General features: G+C 57.4%; 22 protein-coding genes. 8 read left to right on the forward strand and 14 right to left on the reverse strand.

The genetic code is table 11. The features are described 5' to 3' along the window. Positions 1-2 precede the first annotated feature (2 nt). Together ACTG2B_RS09625 and ACTG2B_RS09630 are read right to left on the reverse strand one after the other, a co-directional pair. On the reverse strand, positions 3-467 hold the full coding sequence (locus ACTG2B_RS09625) for a MarR family winged helix-turn-helix transcriptional regulator (RefSeq protein WP_005336856.1): 465 nt from the start codon (positions 465-467) through the stop codon (positions 3-5). 170 nt (positions 468-637) lie between these two features. Beyond that, positions 638-1,852, reverse strand: coding sequence for a UPF0149 family protein (locus ACTG2B_RS09630; RefSeq protein ID WP_439995596.1), 1,215 nt, complete (start codon positions 1,850-1,852; stop codon positions 638-640). A gap of 231 nt (positions 1,853-2,083) precedes the next feature. On the opposite strand from ACTG2B_RS09630, the gene ACTG2B_RS09635 reads away from it, so the two are divergent. Next, entirely contained in the window at positions 2,084-2,944 is an 861-nt protein-coding gene (locus tag ACTG2B_RS09635) for a CvfB family protein (protein WP_005336853.1), read from the forward strand. Position 2,945: 1 nt separating this feature from the next. After that, positions 2,946-3,257 (forward strand): DUF1289 domain-containing protein, encoded by a 312-nt coding sequence (locus tag ACTG2B_RS09640; protein WP_120414346.1) that lies wholly within the window; start codon positions 2,946-2,948, stop codon positions 3,255-3,257. A 55-nt stretch (positions 3,258-3,312) separates the two neighbouring features. Here the strand turns inward: ACTG2B_RS09640 and ACTG2B_RS09645 are convergent, their stop codons facing one another. Beyond that, on the reverse strand, positions 3,313-3,636 hold the full coding sequence (locus ACTG2B_RS09645; RefSeq protein ID WP_167572682.1) for an HI1450 family dsDNA-mimic protein: 324 nt from the start codon (positions 3,634-3,636) through the stop codon (positions 3,313-3,315). A 147-nt stretch (positions 3,637-3,783) separates the two neighbouring features. On the opposite strand from ACTG2B_RS09645, the gene ACTG2B_RS09650 reads away from it, so the two are divergent. Beyond that, positions 3,784-3,912, forward strand: coding sequence for a hypothetical protein (locus ACTG2B_RS09650; RefSeq protein WP_019445852.1), 129 nt, complete (start codon positions 3,784-3,786; stop codon positions 3,910-3,912). 3 nt (positions 3,913-3,915) lie between these two features. On the opposite strand, the gene mtgA is transcribed toward ACTG2B_RS09650, so the two are convergent. The 5 genes from mtgA to minC form a co-directional block, all read right to left on the reverse strand. Beyond that, positions 3,916-4,707 (reverse strand): monofunctional biosynthetic peptidoglycan transglycosylase, encoded by a 792-nt coding sequence (mtgA, locus tag ACTG2B_RS09655; RefSeq protein WP_335848432.1) that lies wholly within the window; start codon positions 4,705-4,707, stop codon positions 3,916-3,918. Next, the gene (locus ACTG2B_RS09660; protein WP_005352317.1) at positions 4,692-5,018 is read right to left on the reverse strand and encodes an HI1450 family dsDNA-mimic protein; all 327 of its coding nucleotides are present in this window, start codon (positions 5,016-5,018) and stop codon (positions 4,692-4,694) included. Before ACTG2B_RS09660 ends, mtgA begins: the two co-directional genes overlap by 16 nt. 197 nt (positions 5,019-5,215) lie before the next feature. After that, on the reverse strand, positions 5,216-5,482 hold the full coding sequence (gene minE / locus ACTG2B_RS09665; RefSeq protein ID WP_005336848.1) for a cell division topological specificity factor MinE: 267 nt from the start codon (positions 5,480-5,482) through the stop codon (positions 5,216-5,218). A gap of 2 nt (positions 5,483-5,484) precedes the next feature. Then, positions 5,485-6,297 carry a septum site-determining protein MinD gene (gene minD / locus ACTG2B_RS09670; RefSeq protein WP_005336847.1) on the reverse strand — a complete coding sequence of 271 codons (813 nt, stop codon included), beginning with the start codon at positions 6,295-6,297 and terminating at the stop codon, positions 5,485-5,487. A gap of 18 nt (positions 6,298-6,315) precedes the next feature. Next, complete coding sequence (gene minC / locus ACTG2B_RS09675; RefSeq protein WP_013723728.1) at positions 6,316-7,035, reverse strand: septum site-determining protein MinC; 720 nt, start codon at positions 7,033-7,035, stop codon at positions 6,316-6,318. 107 nt (positions 7,036-7,142) lie between these two features. Between minC and ACTG2B_RS09680 the strand changes: the two genes are divergently transcribed. Continuing rightward, on the forward strand, positions 7,143-7,421 hold the full coding sequence (locus ACTG2B_RS09680; protein WP_042080846.1) for a YcgL domain-containing protein: 279 nt from the start codon (positions 7,143-7,145) through the stop codon (positions 7,419-7,421). Positions 7,422-8,276: 855 nt separating this feature from the next. Here ACTG2B_RS09680 and ACTG2B_RS09685 read toward each other — a convergent pair. The 3 genes from ACTG2B_RS09685 to ACTG2B_RS09695 form a co-directional block, all read right to left on the reverse strand. Continuing rightward, entirely contained in the window at positions 8,277-9,647 is a 1,371-nt protein-coding gene (locus ACTG2B_RS09685) for an L-serine ammonia-lyase (protein ID WP_005336844.1), read from the reverse strand. 275 nt (positions 9,648-9,922) lie between these two features. Next, positions 9,923-11,308, reverse strand: a complete 1,386-nt coding sequence (locus tag ACTG2B_RS09690) for an L-serine ammonia-lyase (RefSeq protein ID WP_439995597.1) — start codon at positions 11,306-11,308, stop codon at positions 9,923-9,925. Positions 11,309-11,461: 153 nt separating this feature from the next. Beyond that, a complete protein-coding gene (locus ACTG2B_RS09695; RefSeq protein WP_005336842.1) occupies positions 11,462-11,746 on the reverse strand; it encodes a pyrimidine/purine nucleoside phosphorylase in 285 nt (94 codons plus the stop codon). 269 nt (positions 11,747-12,015) lie between these two features. Between ACTG2B_RS09695 and ACTG2B_RS09700 the strand changes: the two genes are divergently transcribed. Then, complete coding sequence (locus tag ACTG2B_RS09700) at positions 12,016-13,257, forward strand: dicarboxylate/amino acid:cation symporter (RefSeq protein ID WP_005360943.1); 1,242 nt, start codon at positions 12,016-12,018, stop codon at positions 13,255-13,257. A 1,612-nt stretch (positions 13,258-14,869) separates the two neighbouring features. Here the strand turns inward: ACTG2B_RS09700 and pfkA are convergent. The 3 genes from pfkA to elyC form a co-directional block, all read right to left on the reverse strand. Continuing rightward, on the reverse strand, positions 14,870-15,841 hold the full coding sequence (pfkA, locus tag ACTG2B_RS09705; protein WP_005336840.1) for a 6-phosphofructokinase: 972 nt from the start codon (positions 15,839-15,841) through the stop codon (positions 14,870-14,872). Between the two features lie 142 nt (positions 15,842-15,983). Then, complete coding sequence (tpiA, locus tag ACTG2B_RS09710) at positions 15,984-16,745, reverse strand: triose-phosphate isomerase (RefSeq protein ID WP_439995599.1); 762 nt, start codon at positions 16,743-16,745, stop codon at positions 15,984-15,986. Positions 16,746-16,880: 135 nt separating this feature from the next. Next, positions 16,881-17,651 carry an envelope biogenesis factor ElyC gene (gene elyC, locus ACTG2B_RS09715; RefSeq protein ID WP_439995600.1) on the reverse strand — a complete coding sequence of 257 codons (771 nt, stop codon included), beginning with the start codon at positions 17,649-17,651 and terminating at the stop codon, positions 16,881-16,883. 101 nt (positions 17,652-17,752) lie between these two features. Here elyC and cmoM point away from each other — a divergent pair, with 101 nt between their 5' ends. The 3 genes from cmoM (at position 17,753) to mukE (ending at position 20,664) form a co-directional block, all read left to right on the forward strand. Next, the gene (gene cmoM / locus ACTG2B_RS09720; RefSeq protein WP_033113262.1) at positions 17,753-18,529 is read left to right on the forward strand and encodes a tRNA uridine 5-oxyacetic acid(34) methyltransferase CmoM; all 777 of its coding nucleotides are present in this window, start codon (positions 17,753-17,755) and stop codon (positions 18,527-18,529) included. Positions 18,530-18,629: 100 nt separating this feature from the next. Next, positions 18,630-19,964: a chromosome partition protein MukF gene (gene mukF / locus ACTG2B_RS09725; protein ID WP_005345760.1), complete on the forward strand. Its 1,335-nt coding sequence runs from the start codon at positions 18,630-18,632 to the stop codon at positions 19,962-19,964. After that, on the forward strand, positions 19,945-20,664 hold the full coding sequence (gene mukE, locus ACTG2B_RS09730) for a chromosome partition protein MukE (RefSeq protein WP_005345759.1): 720 nt from the start codon (positions 19,945-19,947) through the stop codon (positions 20,662-20,664). The genes mukF and mukE overlap by 20 nt, the downstream gene beginning before the upstream one ends. Position 20,665 lies beyond the last annotated feature (1 nt).

Below are 20,665 nucleotides of genomic sequence, written 5' to 3' on the forward strand. Positions count from 1 at the left end.
GATTATTTCTCCCGATCCAGTGATTGCAGCTGCTCGATGGCGGCGCTGACGCTGTGCAGATGCTGGCGGATCGCCTCGCGGGATTCGCTCGGCAGATAGTCGGTCAGGGTGTGTTGCCAGCTGCCCGCTTCGCTCTTGAGCTGCAGGAAGAGGGCGAGCCCGGCATTGGTGAGGGAGACCAGGCTGATGCGTTTATCCTGCTCGCTGCTCTCGGTGAAGATGATCCCTTTTTCGACCAGACGGCGGATCTCGCGGGAGATGCGCACCTTGTCCATGCCGCTCGCCTCGACCAGCTCTTTCTGGCTGATGGGGTAGTTGGGGCCGAGCACCATCATCAGGCGCCATTGTGGCACGGTCAGCTGGTAACGCTGTTCATAAAACTGTTCGAAGGTATCCCGTAGCATCTCGGCGGCATGTACCAACTGATAGGGCGGGTAGTGAGCGAGTAACGCTATGATTTTTGACATATTACACCCTGCTGTGACGGCTGCATCAGATGCAGTTTCTTTTGATACTTTGACATTGATGATACGAAACTCAAGCTGATTTGTCTGACCCGGTTGCGATGAAATGTGCGGTGGCGCACGCCCTCAAGGAAAAACCGGGTCTGACCGACGGGATTTTAAGCCAACGCTGTTCAGCCTTTACGCAACCAGATGAGGGCGTTCTGCTTGAGCCAGGCCTCGCGAGTGTGGATAGCGTAGAGCGCGGCCTCGTCGCGGCTGCCCGCTTGCCAGCTTTGTGGCTCCTGTTTGGGCAGTTTGCGCTGACCCAGCAGGCAGGCCGGAATGTGCGGGTTGGCCTCGATGGCGACCAGCAGATGGGGCTTGGCTGCCTCGGCACCCTCGGTGGCAAAGACCATCAGTGCCTTGTTATAGAGCAACCAGCTGGAGGCTTCATCGAAGCGCACCAACAGGGCGGCCAACGCCTGCCAATCCCCTTGCAGTGCATAGAGAGTGGAGAGGTTGTAGCGGCAACCCAGCTCATCGGCCATGCAGATTGTCAGCAGCGCCAGATACTCCGCTTTGGCCTCGCCCAGCTTGCCAAGGCGCAGCAGGCAGTCGGCGCGGCCGGCTCTGGCGGCCAGCAGGGGGCGCAGTTCGGGGGCACTCCAGCCGTGGCCGGCGATTTGCTGCCAGAAGGCTTCATCAAAGAGCGGGGTGGCATCGGCGATGATCTTCTCGAACCAGCCGAGGCGGGCCTGATGATCGCGGCAGCTGTCGGCCAGCTCGAACCAGGTCTGCCACTGTTGGGCCTGCTCGCCATTGAGGGCGACATCGGTGCTGGGGGCGGCCTGATACTGGTCGAGGTTGAGCAGCTGGTTGAGGGCGGTTTTCATGTTCTGGCGCTGGCGTTTGCAGAACTCGACAAAGGGAAGCTCGCTGGCGGCAGCGCTATAGAGCATCTGGGCCATCTGCTTGTCGCGAAACAGGCTCAGCTCGGCGGCCAGACTGAAGCGGTACTGGGTGGTCGGGTCGTTCAAATCCTTCGGCTTGGGCCAGGTGGCAAAACCCATGCTGAAGCCATAACACCATTGACCGAGGGGGTGGCTCTGTTCGAACACCTGCTCGGGGTTATCGCTGGGCAGGCGGCATTGGCTCGGCAGGGCCAGCTGGGCGTCGTCGGCTTGGGATTCCAGCTCGGCGATCAGGTGGTTGAGGGCTTCTGCGCTTTTTTCATCCAACTCGGCATCCTGTTCCAGCAGACCAGCCAGCGGGCGTTGCCAGTCAGGGCTTTCCGGCCCCACCAGACGAGCACAGAGAAAACCGTGCAGGGCCGGGTAGGTCATGTCCTGATCGCTGTGGCTCTGGATCCATTGATTAAGATGGCGGGTACGAGTGGATGGGTTCATCGACAGTTCCTCTGGATTTGAACAGCCGCGAAGTCTACCTAAAAGTGGGGTTATTTGCAGCAAATGGCCGCCTGTTTGGCGATTTAATCACCATTGGCGGATAAGATAGGGGCGAAAGGGCGGCTCGTGGTGGCTTGGGGACTAGGCCGGATCACCGCTCTTGAGGTAACATGCGCGCCCATAGGGGCCATGTTCAGTTGGCCCATCCGGGTAATGAAAAAAGAGAGCACCATGATACAGATTGGCAAGATGAACACCCTCACCGTTGTTGAACTCGAAGACCGTGGCGCCTGGCTTGCGGCCGATGAGTACGGTGAACTGCTGCTGCCCAAACGTCAACTGCCGGAAGGGGTGAAAGAGGGGGATAGCGTGCAGGTCTTCCTCTATCTGGATGCCGATTGCGAGCCGGTGATCACCACCGACAAGCCATTTGCCATGGTGGACGAATTTGCCGGTCTGAAAGTGGTCAATGCCAACAAGATTGGTGCTTTCCTCGACTGGGGCATGAAAAAGGATCTGTTTGTGCCGAGCCGCGAGCAGAACAAGCCGATGCAGGTGGGCCACGTTTATCTGGTGCGTCTGCAACTGGATAACGAAGGGCGCATGGTCGGCACCAGCCGCATCGAGCGTTTCCTGACCCCGGCCGGCAGCAACTTCAAGGTCGGTGACGAAGTGACCGCGCTACCGGGGGAGCACTCACCCTTGGGCATCAAGGTGATCGTCAACGGTCAGTATCCCGGCATGCTGTTCAAGAACGAAGTGTTTGGCCGGGTGATGACCGGTCGGCCGCAAACCGCCTGGGTCAAGCAGGTGCGCGAGGATGGCAAGCTCGATCTGACCCTGCAAAAGCCGGGTCTGGCGCGGGTTGATGACGCCGGTGAGCGCATTCTGAGCCGGATGAAAAAGCAGGGCGGCAGTCTGGCGGTGGGTGACAAGAGCGAACCCGAGCTCATCTACAAGCTGTTCAGCATGAGCAAGGGTACCTTCAAGAAGGCGATCGGCGGCCTCTACAAGCAGGGCAAGATTGTCATCGAAGATAACGCCATCACTCTGGTGGCCACAGAGACCGACTCGGCAGTGGATAGCGAATAAGATGCCGAGTCCCTGTGTTGGTCTCTGCAAGGCGAAAGATGGGCTTTGCCTTGGTTGTGGCCGCACCCTGACCGAGATCGGCCACTGGTCGGCGATGGATAGCAAGGCCCAGCTGGCGGTGATGGCCGAGCTGGATGGCTCGAAAAGTACTCACCGCTGCCCGGGTTGTGGTGAACCGGCCTATTGCGCCGTCTCTGCCGGTCAGACCATCGCCCAGTGCTGGTGCAGCCAGTTACCGACACTGCCGATGCAGGAGGCCAGCGCTTGCTGGTGCCGCCGCTGTCTGGCCAAGGCCATCGCTGCGCAGGATTAGCAGAAAACAGCAAGAAGAGTGCACAGAAACAAGAAAGGCGCCGATGGCGCCTTTTTTATGCCTGCTGCTGGCGATGCCAGCGCACATGCACTTGATCTTCGGTCAACAGACGGGGCAGCAGGAAGGTGGCGAAGATCACCTCAAACTCATCCTGATGATCCAGCAAACCGACCCACACTTCGGCCCAGCGCTCCATATCGACCGGCTCACCCAGCTCGGTCGACCAGTCGGCATTGGGCAGAGTCGCCTCCACGGCGCCACGCTGCTCAAACTCCAGGGTGATGTCGACTATTTGTTCGGGGGCCAGCATATCGGCGGCCTGCTCAAGAAACTGATCATAGGCCCATTCGACCAGCTGATCCGGGGTACGCTGTTCCATGAAATCACTCCAGATACATCGAGGTTCGCTACTGTAACAATTATTGGCTGTGGCGGCCAGACCAGTGCGCCGGGCGTGCCTGACCTGTCCAAGTTGCCGTTGGGGGAGTATGGTTAAGGCGCGGATCATCTGGCAGGGAGTGAGGGGATGAAGCAGCGGGGACGGCGGCAACAGATCAAGCGACGGCGCGAGGCCTGGTGGTGGCACTATCTGCCGCTTCACCGCGAGACGGTGGGCGGTCATCTGGGCCCACCGGAGAAACCCGATGAGCCCTGAGGATCAGTCGGCCTGATGCACCCGATTGAGGGTGATCTGGCCCAGTTGACCCATTTGGCGGCGGATCCAGACCGAGCGCTTCTGCACATAGGGTGAAGGGGGCTTGACCCGATAGCGCCACGGATTGGGCAGGGCAGCAGCCAGCAGGGATGACTCGTAGCGGGTCAAGCTGCTGGCCGGTTTGCCAAAGTAGGTGCGGGCCGCGGCTTCGGCGCCATAGATGCCGGGGCCGAACTCCACGATATTGAGATAGACCTCGAGAATGCGGGCCTTGTCCCAACCCAGCTCCATCAGCAGGGTAAACCAGGCCTCCAGCCCCTTGCGCAAGAAGCTGCGATCACTCCACATAAAGAGGTTCTTGGCGGTCTGCTGGCTGAGGGTGCTGGCACCGCGCACCCGTTCGCTGTGCTGGTTGTGCTTGAGCGCGGCGTTGATGGCATCCATGTCAAAGCCGTTGTGATCGGCAAAGCGCTGATCCTCGGCGGCGATCACCGCCAGTTGCAGCTCCTTGGAGATGGACTCCAGATCTACCCATTGATGGCGTACCTGGGTGATCTTGGCGGGCGGAAATAGAGCCCGCTCGATACGCCAGCTCCACATCGGCGGATCAATAAAACGCAGCAAGGCGACCGAGCCGACCGAGCAGAGCAGCCCGGCCAGCGCGATCTTGCCTGCCCACCTCAACACCCGGCGCCCAAACGATGCAGATGGGCGCTCGGGGGCAACGGCAGCAGGGTCTGACTCCCACTGATAGTGGCTGGGATCATCGGGATCCGGAATTATTGGGGCAGCCATTCGATGTGGCAGAACTTCTCGTCAACACGGCGGGAGAGCAGCATGCGGGCAAACAGGTGCTCATACTCTTGTTCTTCATTGCCAAGGCCTACCCAGATCTCGGCATAGTCGGTATCGCTCACCGCAAAACCCACGTCCGCTTCCCAGTCATCGGCCGGGTCGGTTTCGGCCAGCAGGCCGCGGTCGTTGAACTCCTGATTGAAACGGGCGATCTCCTGCTCCGGCAGGTTGTCAGAGGCCAGCTCCATAAAGAGTTCGAGGGCGGTATCGAGCAGTTCCTCGACGCTGTGCATTTCGTCATTCATAGACATAAGCGGTCTGTTCCAGAAAAGAGAAAAAGGTGCCAGCGCAGATCACTGCCTGCGGGGCGGCGCTATTCTAGCGGTCGGCAGACCCCTTGGCGAGATGAGGCGAGCCGCTGTGACCTGTTTTTGTGCCAATAAAAAACCGGATCCAGTGACAGGATCCGGTCTTCATTGGGGGAAGGGGTCACGCATAGGGCGTCAGCTCATCCCTTCTTGTCATCGGCGAAGGTGATGTTGAGCTCCAGTACCGACAGCTCATCACTCTTCTGATCCAGTTGGACGGTTATCTTCTCCGGATCAATGTTGACGTATTTGCGGATCACATCGAGGATATCCTGCTTGAGCTGGGGCAGGTAATCCGGCCCCCCTCTGGATGAACGCTCGTGAGCAACAATGATCTGCAACCGCTCTTTGGCCAGTTGTGCGGTGTTCTGTTTCTTGTTGGAACGAAAATAATCCAATAATGACATGTTTAACTCCCGAACAGTCGGCTAAAGAAGCCCTTCTTCTCTTCTTCCAGAAAACGAAATTCCTTGGCATCGCCCAGCAGGCGTGACACCGCATCTTCGTAGGCCTGACCGGCATCGGACTCCTTGTCCAGAATGACCGGTTCGCCGGAGTTGGAGGCGCGCAGCACCGCCTGGGACTCCGGGATCACCCCGAGCAGCGGGATGGCCAGGATCTCCTGCACATCTTGCACGCTCAGCATGTCGCCGCGGTTGACGCGGGTCGGGCAGTAGCGGGTCAGCAGCAGGTGCTCCTTGATGGGGTCTTCGCCACGCTCGGCGCGACGGGACTTGGAGGCCAGGATGCCAAGGATGCGGTCGGAGTCACGCACGGAAGAGACTTCCGGGTTGGTGGTGACGATCGCTTCATCGGCAAAATAGAGTGCCATCAGTGCGCCCGCCTCGATCCCCGCCGGGGAGTCGCAGACGATGTAATCGAACTTCATCTCCGCCAGCTGATCCAGGATCTTCTCGACCCCCTCACGGGTGAGGGCATCTTTGTCCCGGGTCTGGGAGGCGGGCAGGATAAACAGATTTTCCGAGCGTTTGTCCTTGATCAGCGCCTGATTGAGGTTTGCTTCCCCATTGATGACGTTGACGAAGTCATACACCACGCGCCGCTCGCAGCCCATGATGAGATCCAGGTTTCTCAGACCGATGTCAAAGTCAATGACCACTGTCTTGTGACCACGCTGGGCTAAGCCGGTGCTCAGGGCCGCACTGGTTGTGGTCTTGCCAACGCCACCTTTACCCGATGTAACGACTATGATTCGCGCCATTCTCGCTTCCTTGTAACTCTATTTGATACGGTCTATTCGGAGTTGTTCGTTGTCCAGCCGGACGTGTACCGGTTGCTGGATCAAGCCTGCCGGCAATGCATCGCTCAGCTGGAATGTGCCCGCGATGGAGAGCAGCTCGGCCTGTAATTGCTGGCAATAGATCCGGGCCTGGGTGTTTCCCCGGGCACCGGCAATGGCTCTGCCACGCAGGGTGCCATAAATATGAATGCTGTCGTCGGCGAGCACTTCGGCTCCCGGACTGACGGACCCCAGCACCACCAGCGAGGTGCCGGCGGCGTAAATTTGCTGGCCGGAACGAACCGGTCCCACATGTACCTTGCTCGGGATCAAGGGGGCGGGTTCTGGCTCGGGAACCACCTCAGGGGCGGCTGGCGCGGGGGCAGGCTCGGGTTCCGGTTCGCTCTTGCGACTCTTGCCCGAGGCCATCACGGCCAGTCCCACCGCCTTGGCGGCTGTCTTCATCTCTTCACTGCGCGCCCCCGTGATGCCGACCAGCACAAACTCTTCGGACTCCACCAGCTCCTTGAGCTGTTCGAAATCGGGAATATGTTCCAGTCGGGAAACATTGATCACCAGCGGCGCACAATTAAAAAAGTAGGGTGCCTGGGCCACTTTTTCGGCCAACAACTGACGTATCCGCTCAGGCTCGCCATCGCTGATATGCAACACAGAAATAGTGAAGGTGGTCCCTTTCAATTCGTTATCGCGCTCAACCATGAATCTTCCCCGAGGCAGAGATGCTAATCCGTTATTGTTATTCAATTCCTGATGTTATAGTTTGCCCCCATCAGAGGCAATAAACTCGTCGGATTATATCAATTTCCATGTTGTGTGCAGTCTATAAAAGTCGCAAAAAAGCCGAGACCTACCTTTTTGTTGAAAAAAGAGAGGATTTCTCCCGTGTTCCCGAGCCACTGCTGAGCGCATTCGGGCGTCCCGAGCTGGTGCTGATGACCAAGCTGGATCCGGCCAAGCCCTTGGGGCTGGCTGATGTTGGCAAGGTGATGGCCGCGCTGACCAACCAGGGGTTCTACCTGCAGGTGCCGCCGCCCCCCGAGAATTTGCTGGAGCAGCACAAGGCCAGCTTGAAACAGCCATCCTGAATATCCAGCCCCGTTGTGCGTTCTGCCCAGCGGGGCTAATTCTTTGTGACTCTGCATGACGCATTCCGGCCCCGGTGAGGTAGCTTGCGATAATCCCGTGACAGGATCTGGCCAAATTAAACCCTCCCTTTGGTGATATTCACTTTTCGCTGTTTAAATAGAAAGTCAATCTGCTCCCAACACCATATCCTCAACCTTTGCTGGCGCTCACAAAAATAGCGAGTGGCGCGTACTCATATCCTCCATTCCAACGGCTATTGGCCCATTCATCGATTATTTTCGGCCCCTTCTTTGGGCGCTTTTTTTGTCTCCACTGCGCGATGAGTTATCCATCAAATGGGGCGCAAAGAGGGCGATGATAACTGTGCTAAAACCAGTTTGCGCGATGCGCTGTGGCCAAAATGATGAGCTAACCCCCTGTTTGTGTACTTGATTGTTTGCCCTGAGCACGAAAGTGCCACATAGGAGGCAATCAATGTGGCGGCGTGATAATCCGCAGGGTGAGCGGTAACCGCGTCTTGCCAAACAAGGGTATGCCCAAAGGGGAGGGGATTGAGCTGAGGGGCCATCTCGATATCGATTAGTTGTGGAATCGTGACCGGGGCAAGATAGCAGGTACAGGTTTCATGTAGGGGCGTAATGTCCCTCTCAATGCATTGAGAAGAGTTAATCAAGGTATGTAATTAGAGAGGTATGCAGACAAGGCAATCCGCATTGCGGTGGCGTAGCAGGGTATATCAGCGACGCCCTACAGTGAAATGGTCGGTATGCCGGTATAAGTGTCCAGTATCCCATTCGGGCAATAAAAAAGGCGGGATATCCCGCCTTTGTTCAGATGATGGTCGCAACCCCTATTTATTCGCAAGCAACCTGCATCACCTTGATGGCCAGACCACCACGGGAGGTTTCACGGTACTTGGAGTCCATGTCCTTGCCGGTGATGTACATGGTCTCGATCACCTTGTCCAGAGAGACGCGCGGCTTGGAGGTACGACGCAGGGCCATACGGGAGGCGTTGACAGCCTTCATGGCTGCGATGGCGTTACGCTCGATGCAAGGCACCTGTACCTGACCGGCAACCGGATCACAGGTCAGACCCAGGTTGTGCTCCATGCCGATCTCGGCAGCTTCGCAGACGTGCTCCGGGCTACCGCCCATCAGCTCGGTCAGACCGGCAGCGGCCATGGAGCAGGAAACACCTACTTCACCTTGACAGCCCACTTCGGCGCCGGAGATGGAGGCGTTCATCTTGTAGAGGATGCCGACGGCACCGGCAGCCAGATAGAAACGGGTATACTCGTCGCGGCCAACCGGCTGGATGAACTTGTCGTAGTAAGCCAGTACGGCCGGAATGATACCGGCAGCGCCGTTGGTCGGGGCAGTGACCACGCGGCCACCGGCAGCGTTCTCTTCACTCACGGCCAGAGCGAACATGTTGACCCAGTCAACGATGTTCATCGGGTCGCTCGAGAGGTTCTCGTTGGTGTTGAGCTGACGGTAGAGCGGTGCGGCACGACGGGGTACGCGCAGCGGGCCGGAGAGAACGCCTTCGGTACGGCAGCCGCGCTCGATACCTTCACGCATGGTGTTCCAGATCTTGCCGAATTTCTTGTAGATCTCTTCCGGAGTGTTGAAGCACTTCTCGTTTTCCATCATCAGGGCAGAGATGGAGAGACCTGTCTGGCTGCAATGGGCAACCAGCTCGGCGGCGCTCTTGAACGGATAGCGTACGGACATGTCGCCGCTGTCAGCCTTGCCGAAGTTCTCTTCGTCAACGATGAAGCCACCACCGATGGAGTAGTAGGTCTTGCTGTAAACCACTTCATCTTCGATCAGGGCAGTCAGCTTCATGCCGTTTTCGTGCAGCGGCAGGGCTTCGTCGTGGAATACCATGGCGTCACGCGGGAAGCTGACGGTGTGGCAGTGCAGGCCGATCGGCAGGCGCTCGGTCTGCTCAACACGGGAGATAAACTCGGGGATGGCATCGATATCGACATTTTCCGGCAGGTTGCCAGCCAGGCCCATGATGATGGCAGTGTCGGTATGGTGGCCTTTGCCAGTCCAGGAGAGGGAGCCGTAAACATCGACATTGATCCGGGTTACATCGCGGATCTTGCCGCCCGCGCGCAGCTCGTCAACAAACTGTTTGGCCGCTTTCATCGGGCCAACAGTGTGGGAAGAAGAGGGGCCTACACCGATTTTGAAGATATCAAAAACGCTGATCATGTCACTATTACCTCAGGGTAGAAGGGGGCGGCATGCCCACTCACAGAAATTTGGGAGATCCATGGAACGCGCTTGTCAGCGCAGGTCACAGAGCCAGATAACCGTAGTGTAACGGCTCCAGACCTAAAAAAAGTTGAAATAGATCTATTTTTGTTGAATCTGAGGCGCGAGTATAAAATTTATTTTTGTGCTTATCCATTTTGTTAAGCGTTTGCCCATAAAAATACCCGGCGATGCCGGGCATTTAGGAACCAAATGGAGTCATTTGCCGTTTTTTAACATTCGGTAATGTTAACGGCGAGGCCGCCACGGGCCGTCTCCTTGTATTTGGTCTTCATGTCGTTGCCGGTCTCCCACATGGTCTTGATCACCTTGTCGAGCGACACCTTGTGCTCGCCGGTGCCGCGCAGGGCGAGGCGGGCGGCATTGATCGCCTTGACCGCCCCCATGGCGTTGCGCTCGATGCAGGGCACTTGCACCAGTCCGCCTATGGGATCGCAGGTGAGGCCGAGATTGTGCTCCATGCCGATCTCGGCGGCGTTCTCCACCATGGCCGGGCTGCCACCCAGCAGTTCGGTCAGTGCGCCAGCCGCCATGGAACAGGCGACTCCCACTTCCCCCTGACAGCCCACTTCGGCCCCGGAGAGGGAGGCGTTCTTCTTATATAAGATGCCGATGGCAGCCGCGGTGAGGAAGTAGCGGATCAGCGTCTCGTCATCCACCTTGTGCACGAAGCGATCGTAGTAGTGCAGCACGGCGGGGATGATGCCCGCAGCGCCATTGGTGGGGGCGGTGACCACCCGGCCACCGGCGGCGTTCTCCTCGTTGACCGCCAGCGCAAAGAGATCGACCCACTCCATCACCATCAGCGGATCCTTGTTGAAGTTGGTCTCGCAGCTGAGCTGGCGGAACAGCCCAGGGGCGCGGCGCCGAACCTTGAGGCCGCCCGGCAGCACCCCTTCGCTTTTGCAGCCTCGCTCGACGCAGCCCTGCATCGCCTGCCAGATCTTGCGCAGCCCCGCTTTTATCTGCTCATCGCTGCGAAATATCCGCTCATTGGCGAGGATAAGCCCCGAGATGGAGAGGCCGCTCTCCTGACAGTGGGCCAGCAGCTGGGCGCCGCTGTCGAACGGGTAGGGGACAGGGTGTTCGGCATCGGACTTGGCGGCCTCTTCCTTGGCGGTGGCAAAGTGGCTCTCTTCAATGATGAAGCCGCCCCCGATGGAGTAGTAGGTCTGGCTGAAGCGCAGGTTTTCCTCTTTATCAAAGGCTCGCAGAGTCATGCCATTGGTGTGGGCCGGCAGGGTTTTTCGGCGGTTGAAGATGATGGCACCGGTGCGGGGAAAATGGCTTGGTTGTTCGCCTGCCAGCTGCAGGTTCTGTTCCTTTTCCACTCGATCCAGAATGGCGGGGATGGCATCGATATCGACCGATTCCGGTTCAAAGCCCGATAGCCCCAGAATGATTGCCTTGCCGGTACCGTGCCCTTTGCCGGTCTGGCCAAGCGAGCCGTAACACTCCACTTCGACCCGCGTGACTAGTGGCAGATGCCCTTGCAGCTTGAGCTGCTGGACGAAGGCGTAAGAGGCACGCATGGGGCCGACGGTATGGGAAGAGGAGGGGCCAATTCCGATGGAAAACAGGTCAAACACGCTGATCATGACATCAATCCGGTGATGGTTTATGTCTGTTTATTCTAGGATTTTTGCCGTGGATGGAAAGCGGGGATGTGCGGTGCTGTGACATGGACACAGATAATAGGGCTGGGGGGAACCAAGAAGGTTGAAGGGGCAGATCCCCTTCAACCGGCCTGATCAGTCGAGAAATTCGCACAGATAAGCTGTGGGGGTTTTCACTTCCAGTTTGAAGGAGGAGTGACCGGCCACCAGGAAGGATTCACCCTGGCTGTAGGTGTGCCACTCATCTTCATCAGCCAGCTGGATGGTGAGGGCGCCCTTGATCACTGTCATCCGTTCGGGGGCGGCGGTGTTGAACAGGTAGTCACCGGCGTTCATCACCCCTACGGTTGATTTCTCCCCTTTTTGTTCGAAACCGATGGATTTTACATTTCCGTCGAAATACTCGTTAACTTTCAGCATCTTTACATCCCTGTGTGTACGTTTGTGCAGCCAAACTAGCACAATCTTTTGCCAGTTGTCATGGGGGATGAGGTAAAAATCGCCGAGACCGCTTTGAATCTTTACTTTTTCGCAAACTTATTAATAGCCAAGGTTAATGATTTGCTGATTTAAAACAGCAATTAAATGTGAGATAACACGCGCAAACAGGGGAATGGGCAGACGCTCATTCCCCTGTTTGGTTAATTGCACTGGGAAAGTGTGAATTTTGCTACATAAAGGAACATATTGTGTTAACTAAAGGACTCATTAAAAACATCGGCTTCCAGGTTGTGGTCGCCATGGTACTGGGCGCAGTGGTCGGCGCGTTCATGGGTGAACAAGCCACCGTGTTTGCACCGCTCGGTACCCTGTTTATCCAGCTGATCAAAATGCTGGTGATCCCGCTGGTGGCGGTTGCCATCCTCTCCGGCGCCGCCAATCTGGGCGCCAGCCCGGCTGCGGGCAAGATCGGTGCGGCTACGCTGGCTTTCTTCCTCGTGACCTCAGCGTTGGCCGTGTTGCTGGCACTGGTGATGGGGCAGATCTTCAAACCGGGTGTCGGGGTCGATTTCGCTTCCGTTGCCTCCATGTTTGGCGGTGACTATGCCGATAAAGGGGCGTTGCCGGATGCAGTCGCCACCTTGCTTGGCATGATCCCCACCAACGTCTTCAACTCCCTCAACGAAGCGAACATCCTGCAGATCCTGGTGTTCTGCATGTTCCTCGGCATTGCGCTGGCCAAACAGCCGCGCGAGCGGGCCAAGCCACTGGTCGATGGGCTCAATACCCTGGTGGATGCCTTCGTCTGGATGATCAACAAGGTGATGATCATCGCGCCGCTCGGGGTGTTCGGTCTGATGGCGGAAGCCATCGGTACCTATGGCTTCGATGTGCTGACCCTGGTGCTCAAGCTGTTCGTGGTCTATGTGGCTGCCATCCTTATCTTCGGCTTTGTGGTCTATCCGCTGCTGGTGATGATGTTCTCCAACACGCCGGTGATGAAGTACCTCTCTGCCATGAAGAAGCCGCAGATCGTGGCCTTCTCCACCGCCTCTTCCATGGCGACCCTGCCGGTCAATATGGAGACCTGCGAGCATGATCTGAAAGTGACCAACGCGACCGCCTCCTTCGTGTTGCCGCTGGGTGCCACCATCAACATGAGCGGCAACGCCATCTATTACGGTCTGGTCGCCATCTTCTTCGCGCAGGTTTACAACATCGATCTGAGCGTCGGTGCCTGGGCGGCCATCATTGTGACCTCCACTTTGGGGGCGATCGGTCAGGCCGGTGTGCCGGGCCCAAGCTTCCTGGTGGTTGCCGTGCTGCTGGCGGCCGGGATCCCCATCGAAGGGTTGCCGCTGCTGTTCGCGCTGGATCGACTGTTCGATATGATCCGCACCTCCCTCAATATCACCGGCGATGCGGCTTGTGCTGTCATTGTTGACCGTTTCAGCCCGGAATATGACCCAGAGCGCTGGAACAAGGCATAATTGTTTTGAGCTGGACTGAGATATAATAGCCCTAAGCTGACACTGGGTAACGCGAGCCCCTGCCATGATGGCGGGGGCTTTTTTATATCTGCCGGACAAGTATCAGAGCAAAGGTGTGCACAAGAGATTGCTGACGGATGTAGCTGTGTTGAATGGAGAGTACAGGAGGGGAAAACATCAGTTTTGGGCATGGGCCGTATGGCGTCAACCGGCCTGTTGTAGATGCCGGGGTAGGGGACTGTCAAACGGCGGGTAACAAAAAGGGGAGCCTTGCTCCCCTCGGATATGATTTGCTGCTGGTTCTACTCCATCAGGCCATATGGTTAAACCATCCTGGTTACACCCTTGTGGCGAAAGAAACAGCGTCAACGTGATGAAATCATATCTATGTTGACCATCTCGGCATTATTGCTGAAAAGCGCCAGTTGGTGGCGATTAAACAGACATGGCAAAGAGGGTCGGTCCGGATTGATGCCTCTCTATCCGGCTCAGAATTGTGACAGTGAGGGCAGAGAGACAGCAACCAGGGTGAAAAACACCGTGAAAACGGCAGTAACGACAAACTCTTTCATTTTTCTCTCCCTAAGTTGTTGGTTGATGTAGTCAAGATACCATAACAAGGGGGTAAAACAAGGTGTAAGTTGATAAAATAGCTTCCTTATGTGTGTGGTTGGTTGAGATGGCTATTTTTGTCATATTGAGCTGATTTTATCACCTGCTCTGGCGTGGCAGGCATTAAAGATTCTTTTTTTATGGTTATTTCATTTAAATTCAATTAGTTGGTGAGCTGTTGGCTGGTTTGGTGAAGGGTTTTGTATGGAGCTTAAGTGGCGTTTTATAAGTTTTCACCCTCGTAATAGTGTCATTGAGGCCATAAAAAGTGTGCAAGGCAATGATTTGACGATTCCTGACGTAGATAGCCCATCCAAAAGAAGTCTATGGAGAGAGTCTGGTTGCCAACCCTTGTCACACCATCACTTTATCAGTCCAGAGTCTCCGCATTTTTACAGCAATACACTGGGTTCATAGGGATGAGAGCGGTGCATCGGGGTGATACAGAGTGGCAGTTGGCTGTTTTATCACCGCCAATTTTCCCGTCGGCCTCGGAATAGACATGGCCGCAGCAAGAGTGAGGTGCGCAATAGGCCCGAGGCGTATTCTCTGGCTGGGCTGGGCTGGGCTGGGCTGGGCGCGAGTAGCGATTTGCGTAGCCGGTACATCTGCGTGAGTCATGTGAGTGCAATACGAGAACTGTGCCGGAGCATGATTGGAGAAGATATCTGAATCACTTCTGCAAGATTGAGATATAAAAAGCGGCATATGACGAGGAGGCTGAACAAGCTCGCTTCAGGGTCGACAGAGCGCAGGTCAACGCAATCCGGTTCGCAGTGATAAAACATCCACGGCAATATCGGAACGGTATCTTTGGCTGATATCGGTTGGTGCGAGGAGGTGGACGTTAACGATCAGTCAGACGGAGCAAGGGTTGGGGATCAGGCAACCCATATGGTGAGGGCCACACAGCGTACCGATGCCCCCGTTTTTGTAAAATATTAAAAAACCCTCCGATGGAGGGTTTTTGTCATCAACAGCCGGTAAAAAGCCGCGAGGCTTAGAACAGGGTGGTGGAGAGGTTGTACAGCTCCTGATCGAACGGACGCTTCATGTTCTCGATGCAGTCGATGATGTCGTGGTGTACCAGCTCGTTGCGCTGGATACCGACGCAGCGACCACCGTGACCAGCCAGCAGCTGCTCGACGGCATAAGCACCCATACGGCTGGACATGATGCGGTCACGGGCAGTCGGGGCACCGCCACGCTGGATGTGGCCCAGGATGGTGGCGCGGGTTTCACGACCGGTCAGTGCTTCGATATCTTTGGCCAGTGCGTTCACGTCGGTAACGTGCTCGCAGATGGTGATGATGGCGTGCTTCTTGCCCTTGGCTTCGCCTTCCTTAATCTGCTTGAGCAGCTTCTCTTTGTCGAAAGCCACTTCCGGTACGATCACATATTCGGCACCACCGGCAACGGCGGCAGACATGGCCAGATCGCCACAGTGGCGGCCCATGATCTCGACCACGGAGATACGGTGGTGGGAGCTGCAGGTGTCGCGCAGGCGGTCGATGGCGTCAACCACCACGTTCAGAGCGGTATCAAAGCCGATGGTGAAGTCGGTACCGGCGATGTCGTTGTCGATGGTGCCCGGCAGGCCGATGCAGGGGAAACCCTCTTCGGTCAGCTTCTTGGCACCCATGTAGGAGCCGTCACCACCGATGACGACCAGCGCATCGATACCGTGCTTTTTCAGGTTTTCGATTGCTTCGGCGCGCACTGCGGGGTCTTTGAAGGCAGGGAAACGGGCGGAGCCGAGGAAAGTACCACCACGATTCACCACGTCGGAGACGCTGTGACGCTCCAGCTTGACGATACGATCCTGGTGCAGACCGAGGTAGCCATCATAAATACCGTAAACTTCCAGGCCATGATGCAAACCGGCGCGAACCACGGCGCGAATGGCTGCGTTCATACCCGGTGCGTCGCCACCACTGGTCAAAACACCAATACGTTTGATTTGTTTGGTCATGAGTGCCTCTGGATCTGAGTTGTCAAATACGAATGTTTAAATAGACAAGCCACTTTTACTATATCGGCTTTCATATGGGATGCGGGGGCCACCATAGGAAAAGCGATACAAGAGAGGGGACGAGCCCCTCTCTTTGCCGTAATCAGCGATTACTGGCAGCGCCAGCGATGATCTGGGAGAAGTCGTCCACTTTCAGGGACGCACCACCGACCAGGCCACCGTCGATGTCCGGCTGACCGAACAGGTCGGCTGCAGTGGCACCAGTAACGGAACCGCCGTACAGGATCTGTACTTTGGCAGCAACGGCGGCATCAAAACCGGCCAGGTACTGACGGATGTGAGCGTGAACGGACTGAGCGATCTCCGGAGTGGCAGTCTTGCCAGTACCGATGGCCCATACCGGCTCGTAAGCGATAACGGCGTTGTTGAAGGAGGCGATACCGCAACGGTCGATAACGGCTTTCAGCTGGGTCTCAACCACGTTCTTGGTCACGCCGGCTTCGAACTGCTCCAGAGTTTCACCGATGCACAGAACCGGCACCAAGCCGCCTTTCTGGATCGCTTCGTACTTGGCAGCAACCACGTCGTCACTCTCTGCGTGCAGGGTACGACGCTCGCTGTGGCCGACCAGAGAGTAGGTGCAACCAAAGGCTTTCAACATGGAGGGGGCGTTTTCGCCGGTGAAGGCACCAGACTCGTGAACGTCAGCGTTCTGGGCACCGTAGGCAATTTTGCTGCCAGCGGTCAGTTGCTCAACCAGACCCAAAAAGATAACCGGCGGGCAGACGGCGACTTGCACAGAAGGATGAGCGGCAGCAGCCGGGGTCAGTCCTTTGATCAGAGCTTCTACAGAAGCCTTGGTGCCGTTCAGTTTCCAGTTACCCATTACCAGGTGCTGTCTCATCTTGTATATCTCCTAGGCATTTGATTGCGCGACATTATATGAATTGAACCGAGCCCAAGATAGCTGACCCGGCGGCAAATGACGTAATTTTTTTTCGCTTTCCTGATCCAAATCAGGAATGAAACGCTTGATCGCTCATTCGTTAACCTGCCCCCGCAAGCGAGCCCACCATACCCCAATCCATTCGTGGATGGCAGCTTCGGAATACATCAAATAACGCCCTTTGGGTAAATAACTGTAGAGCGGCTGAGGTACCTGGCTCTGCTTGGCGGTGTAGTCGGTGGGGGCCGGCACGGCCTTGAGTCCCTGACCCTGATAGAGGGCCATGGCACGTGGCAAATGAGTGGCCGAACTGACCAGCGCCACCTCTTTTCCTTTCAGATGGCGGCTGATACTGACCGCCTCATCATGAGTGTCTTTGTTGTTTTCAAACAACGTCATCCGCGAACGGGATATGCCGAGGCTCTCGGCCATCCGGGCATTGACCTCGGCATTGGAGAGGGTATCCCCCGATACATAGCCGGAGAAAACCAGCTCGGCGTCCGGATAGGCCTGGGCGAGGCGAACCCCTTCGAGGGTGCGGGCCAGGGCAATATTGTTTTGCCAAGAGCGCTCGGGCACCGCCGGGTCGCTGACATGGCCGTTGCCGAGCACCACGATGGCGTCGATGTTGGGATGCTGGCTCACCTCGAACGGCGGGAAGGTCTGCTCCAGCCCGCGGGCCAGTTCATAGCTCACCGGCCGCATCCCCATCAGGGCCACAATGAGCAGCGAGAGAGTGGCCAGCAGTTTGCCGGTTTTCTGAAAACGGGTGAACCAGAGCAGCAGCAGGGCGACCAGCAGCAGGGAGAGGGAGAAGGGGAGCGGCATCAACAGCTGACCCAGCCACTTTTTAATCACAAACACGGCAGACACTTCCTTGAGTTTTCAGCAAATTCGGGATGTGACAGAATACCTCTCTTTTTTGGGATGGCCACAACCCTGTGGCGCTAATGTTGAGTTTCTCCTTGAAGCACGATCAGAGTTTTGACGGGCGCGCCGACAAGTTCGCCCGCAACATTTACGACTCCACCAAGGGGCGCATCCGCACCACCATTGTCTGGAGCGACATCGAAGCCTGCCTGGCCCGCCTTGGCAACCGACCGCTGCGCATCCTCGATGCGGGGGGCGGTTTTGGCTATTTCGCCCAGAAGCTGGCGGCCATGGGCCATCAGGTGGAGCTGTGCGATCTGTCAGCAGAAATGCTGGAACTGGCCCGCAGCCAGATCGCCGAGAAGGGGCTGGAAGACAAAATCCGTCTCATCCATTGCCCCATTCAGGATCTGAAGCAACACGTGACCGGTACCTTTGATCTGGTGCTCTGCCATGCGGTGCTGGAATGGCTCGCCGAGCCGCGCCAGACCTTGCTGGGTCTGTTCCCTTTCGTCAATGCCGGGGGCATACTGTCGCTGCTTTTCTACAACCGTCATGGCCTGCTGTTCCAGAGCCTGGTGGTGGGCAATTTTGACTATGTGCGCCTTGGCCTTCGCAAGAAGCGCCAGACTGCGCTTACGCCCACCAACCCCCAGCTGCCGGAGCAGGTCTATGACTGGATTGGTCGCGGGGGGCTGCGCATCATCGGCAAGACCGGGGTGCGGGTGATCCACGACTATATGCGTCACAAGCAGGATCAGGTGGAGAAGTTCGACGATCTGCTGGCCATGGAGCAGCAATATTGCCGTCAGGAGCCTTTTGTCTCCCTCGGTCGCTATATCCATGTGATGGCCCAGAAGCCGGCCAGCTGATTGCTCGCTGTTCACGTCGATGTGAACCATGTTTTCGATGCTACCGGATGTAGCCGCGCGCACGATTTTGCGCCCAATACAACAACGAGATGACAACATCATGATGAGTACATCCCGTACCCTGCCAGAGCGTTCTTTGCCGGAGCTAGTAGGGTGGGTCAGGCAGGAGGGGTTGGCGCTGAGCCTGCCGACCGACCGGCTGGCCTTTCTGATCGCAATCAAGACCCTGTCCGAAGATGAGTCGGACCTGTCGGAAGCGGCGCTGCACGATGCCTTTGGCTATGTCAGCAGCGCCTTCGGCCAGATGGACGAGACCCTCACCGGTCGCGCCAACAACGCCATCAACGATCTCATTCGCCAGCAGCTGCTGTCGCGCTTCAATACCGACATGGTGGCGGGGGAGAGTCTCTACCGCCTGTCGCGCCTGGGTGTGAGCATCGTCGACTTCTTTATGGATCAGCGTCAGGTTGACTCCATCAAGCTCTCCATTCTGCTAGAACACCTGGCTGCCGAGCTCGACACCGCCCGCAAGGCGGCGCTTGAGACTAACACCCGCGAGCAGTGGGATGCCGAGGTGCTGCCGCGCCTCACCTTCTCGCTGGAAGAGACGCTGGGGCGGATCGATCTCACCCAGCGCGCCATGGATGAGCAGCAGAATCAGGTCAAAAGCGAAATCGCGGCCCTGCTGACCCAGAACTGGGTCGATGCCATTCACAGCTGCGAAAAGCTGCTGCACGAGACCGGCCAGACCCTGCGCGAGCTGCAGGATACCCTGGACGCTGCCGGCCACCGCTTGCAGGCGGGGCTGCTCAATATTCAAGAAGCGGCGCAGGGGCGCGATGACCTGTTCCACGTCGAGGAGCTGACTCACGCCTTGCAAGGTCGTCTTGACGTCATCACCAGCTGGGGTCAGCAGTGCATCGAGCTCTGGTCCCGCTACGACAGGCACGTCCACAAATTTATCCGCAACGCCATCGACATGGACAAGAACCGTGCCTTCAGCCAGCGGCTGCGCGAGTCCATCCGCAATTTCGAGCAGCACAACTGGCAGCTGCGGGTGGCCGAAGAGCCCCGTCTGCTGGAGCTGCGCGACGAGACCATCGCCATCCACGACGAGGAGGTGACCGGTGAGGTGCCCCTCGAGATGGAGTATGTCGAGATGGTGGACATCAACCAGGAGCTGGCCGAGCGCATCGAGCGCTATCTGGCCCGCTACCCCGAGCAGGGGCAGCAGCTGGATCTGGCCGACGTGCTGCGGGAATACCTGCTGGATTACCCGGCTCATGCCCACTTCGATGTGGCGCGTCTTCTGATCGACCAGGCCGTGCGCCTGGGCCATGCCAGCGGCGAGCGCGAACTGCATCGCCAACCCGCATGGAAACCCATTAACCAAGCTGGATCCAAGGTTCAGGCCTATGTCATTGATCAATACTGAGTTTCCCTTGCCGCTGCGGCTCGCAGAGGCGATTGCCAACCCCTTGTTTCCGCGCATCGACACCGCCTTGCGCTCCGGTCGCCACATCAGTGCCGACGAGTTCGAGCAGCATTCAGCGCTGGTCGAATATCACAGCGAGCTGGAGATCTTCTACGGCCGCTATCAGGTGGAGCTGATCAAGGCGCCGGAAGGCTTCTTCTACCTGCGTCCGCGCCCGAGCTCCGACATCGGCACCACTGTGCTCTCCGAGCTCGATATGCTGGTGGGCAAGGTGCTCTGCTACCTCTACCTGAGCCCGGATCGTCTGGCTTCGGAAGGGGTATTCGCCATGGCCGAGCTGCAGGAAGAGGTGCTGAGCCTCGCCGACGAGAAGCAGCTGCTGCGGATGGTCAACAGCCGCTCCGGCGGTACCGATCTCGACAAGAAAAAGTTGCTCGAAAAGATCCGTACCTCCATGCGCCGTCTGCGCCGCCTTGGCATGATCACCGCCCTTGGCAACGGGGATAAATTCCGGGTTAACGAATCGGTGTTCCGTTTCGCCGCCGATGTGCGTTCCGATGAAGATCCGCGCGCCGTTCAGCTGCGGATGATCCAGGAGGGTGAAGCCATCTTCCACGACGACGAAATGCCGAGCAGCGACTCGCTCTTTGATGACATCGAGGCGGATCTCGATGAAGAACAACTGGATCTGGAGGTATAAC

Origin of the sequence: Aeromonas sp. 30P, from assembly GCF_051919805.1 — a bacterium.
GTDB classification, from domain to species: domain Bacteria; phylum Pseudomonadota; class Gammaproteobacteria; order Enterobacterales; family Aeromonadaceae; genus Aeromonas; species Aeromonas veronii.

Bases quoted from the DNA above. Each gene is read 5' to 3' on its own strand.
- ACTG2B_RS09625 (WP_005336856.1), bottom strand. From the start codon at position 467: ATGTCAAAAATCATAGCGTTACTCGCTCACTACCCGCCCTATCAGTTG.
- ACTG2B_RS09630 (WP_439995596.1), bottom strand. From the start codon at position 1,852: ATGAACCCATCCACTCGTACCCGCCATCTTAATCAATGGATCCAGAGC.
- ACTG2B_RS09635 (WP_005336853.1), top strand. From the start codon at position 2,084: ATGATACAGATTGGCAAGATGAACACCCTCACCGTTGTTGAACTCGAA.
- ACTG2B_RS09640 (WP_120414346.1), top strand. From the start codon at position 2,946: ATGCCGAGTCCCTGTGTTGGTCTCTGCAAGGCGAAAGATGGGCTTTGC.
- ACTG2B_RS09645 (WP_167572682.1), bottom strand. From the start codon at position 3,636: ATGGAACAGCGTACCCCGGATCAGCTGGTCGAATGGGCCTATGATCAG.
- ACTG2B_RS09650 (WP_019445852.1), top strand. From the start codon at position 3,784: ATGAAGCAGCGGGGACGGCGGCAACAGATCAAGCGACGGCGCGAGGCC.
- mtgA (WP_335848432.1), bottom strand. From the start codon at position 4,707: ATGGCTGCCCCAATAATTCCGGATCCCGATGATCCCAGCCACTATCAG.
- ACTG2B_RS09660 (WP_005352317.1), bottom strand. From the start codon at position 5,018: ATGTCTATGAATGACGAAATGCACAGCGTCGAGGAACTGCTCGATACC.
- minE (WP_005336848.1), bottom strand. From the start codon at position 5,482: ATGTCATTATTGGATTATTTTCGTTCCAACAAGAAACAGAACACCGCA.
- minD (WP_005336847.1), bottom strand. From the start codon at position 6,297: ATGGCGCGAATCATAGTCGTTACATCGGGTAAAGGTGGCGTTGGCAAG.
- minC (WP_013723728.1), bottom strand. From the start codon at position 7,035: ATGGTTGAGCGCGATAACGAATTGAAAGGGACCACCTTCACTATTTCT.
- ACTG2B_RS09680 (WP_042080846.1), top strand. From the start codon at position 7,143: ATGTTGTGTGCAGTCTATAAAAGTCGCAAAAAAGCCGAGACCTACCTT.
- ACTG2B_RS09685 (WP_005336844.1), bottom strand. From the start codon at position 9,647: ATGATCAGCGTTTTTGATATCTTCAAAATCGGTGTAGGCCCCTCTTCT.
- ACTG2B_RS09690 (WP_439995597.1), bottom strand. From the start codon at position 11,308: ATGATCAGCGTGTTTGACCTGTTTTCCATCGGAATTGGCCCCTCCTCT.
- ACTG2B_RS09695 (WP_005336842.1), bottom strand. From the start codon at position 11,746: ATGCTGAAAGTTAACGAGTATTTCGACGGAAATGTAAAATCCATCGGT.
- pfkA (WP_005336840.1), bottom strand. From the start codon at position 15,841: ATGACCAAACAAATCAAACGTATTGGTGTTTTGACCAGTGGTGGCGAC.
- tpiA (WP_439995599.1), bottom strand. From the start codon at position 16,745: ATGAGACAGCACCTGGTAATGGGTAACTGGAAACTGAACGGCACCAAG.
- mukF (WP_005345760.1), top strand. From the start codon at position 18,630: ATGATGAGTACATCCCGTACCCTGCCAGAGCGTTCTTTGCCGGAGCTA.
- mukE (WP_005345759.1), top strand. From the start codon at position 19,945: ATGTCATTGATCAATACTGAGTTTCCCTTGCCGCTGCGGCTCGCAGAG.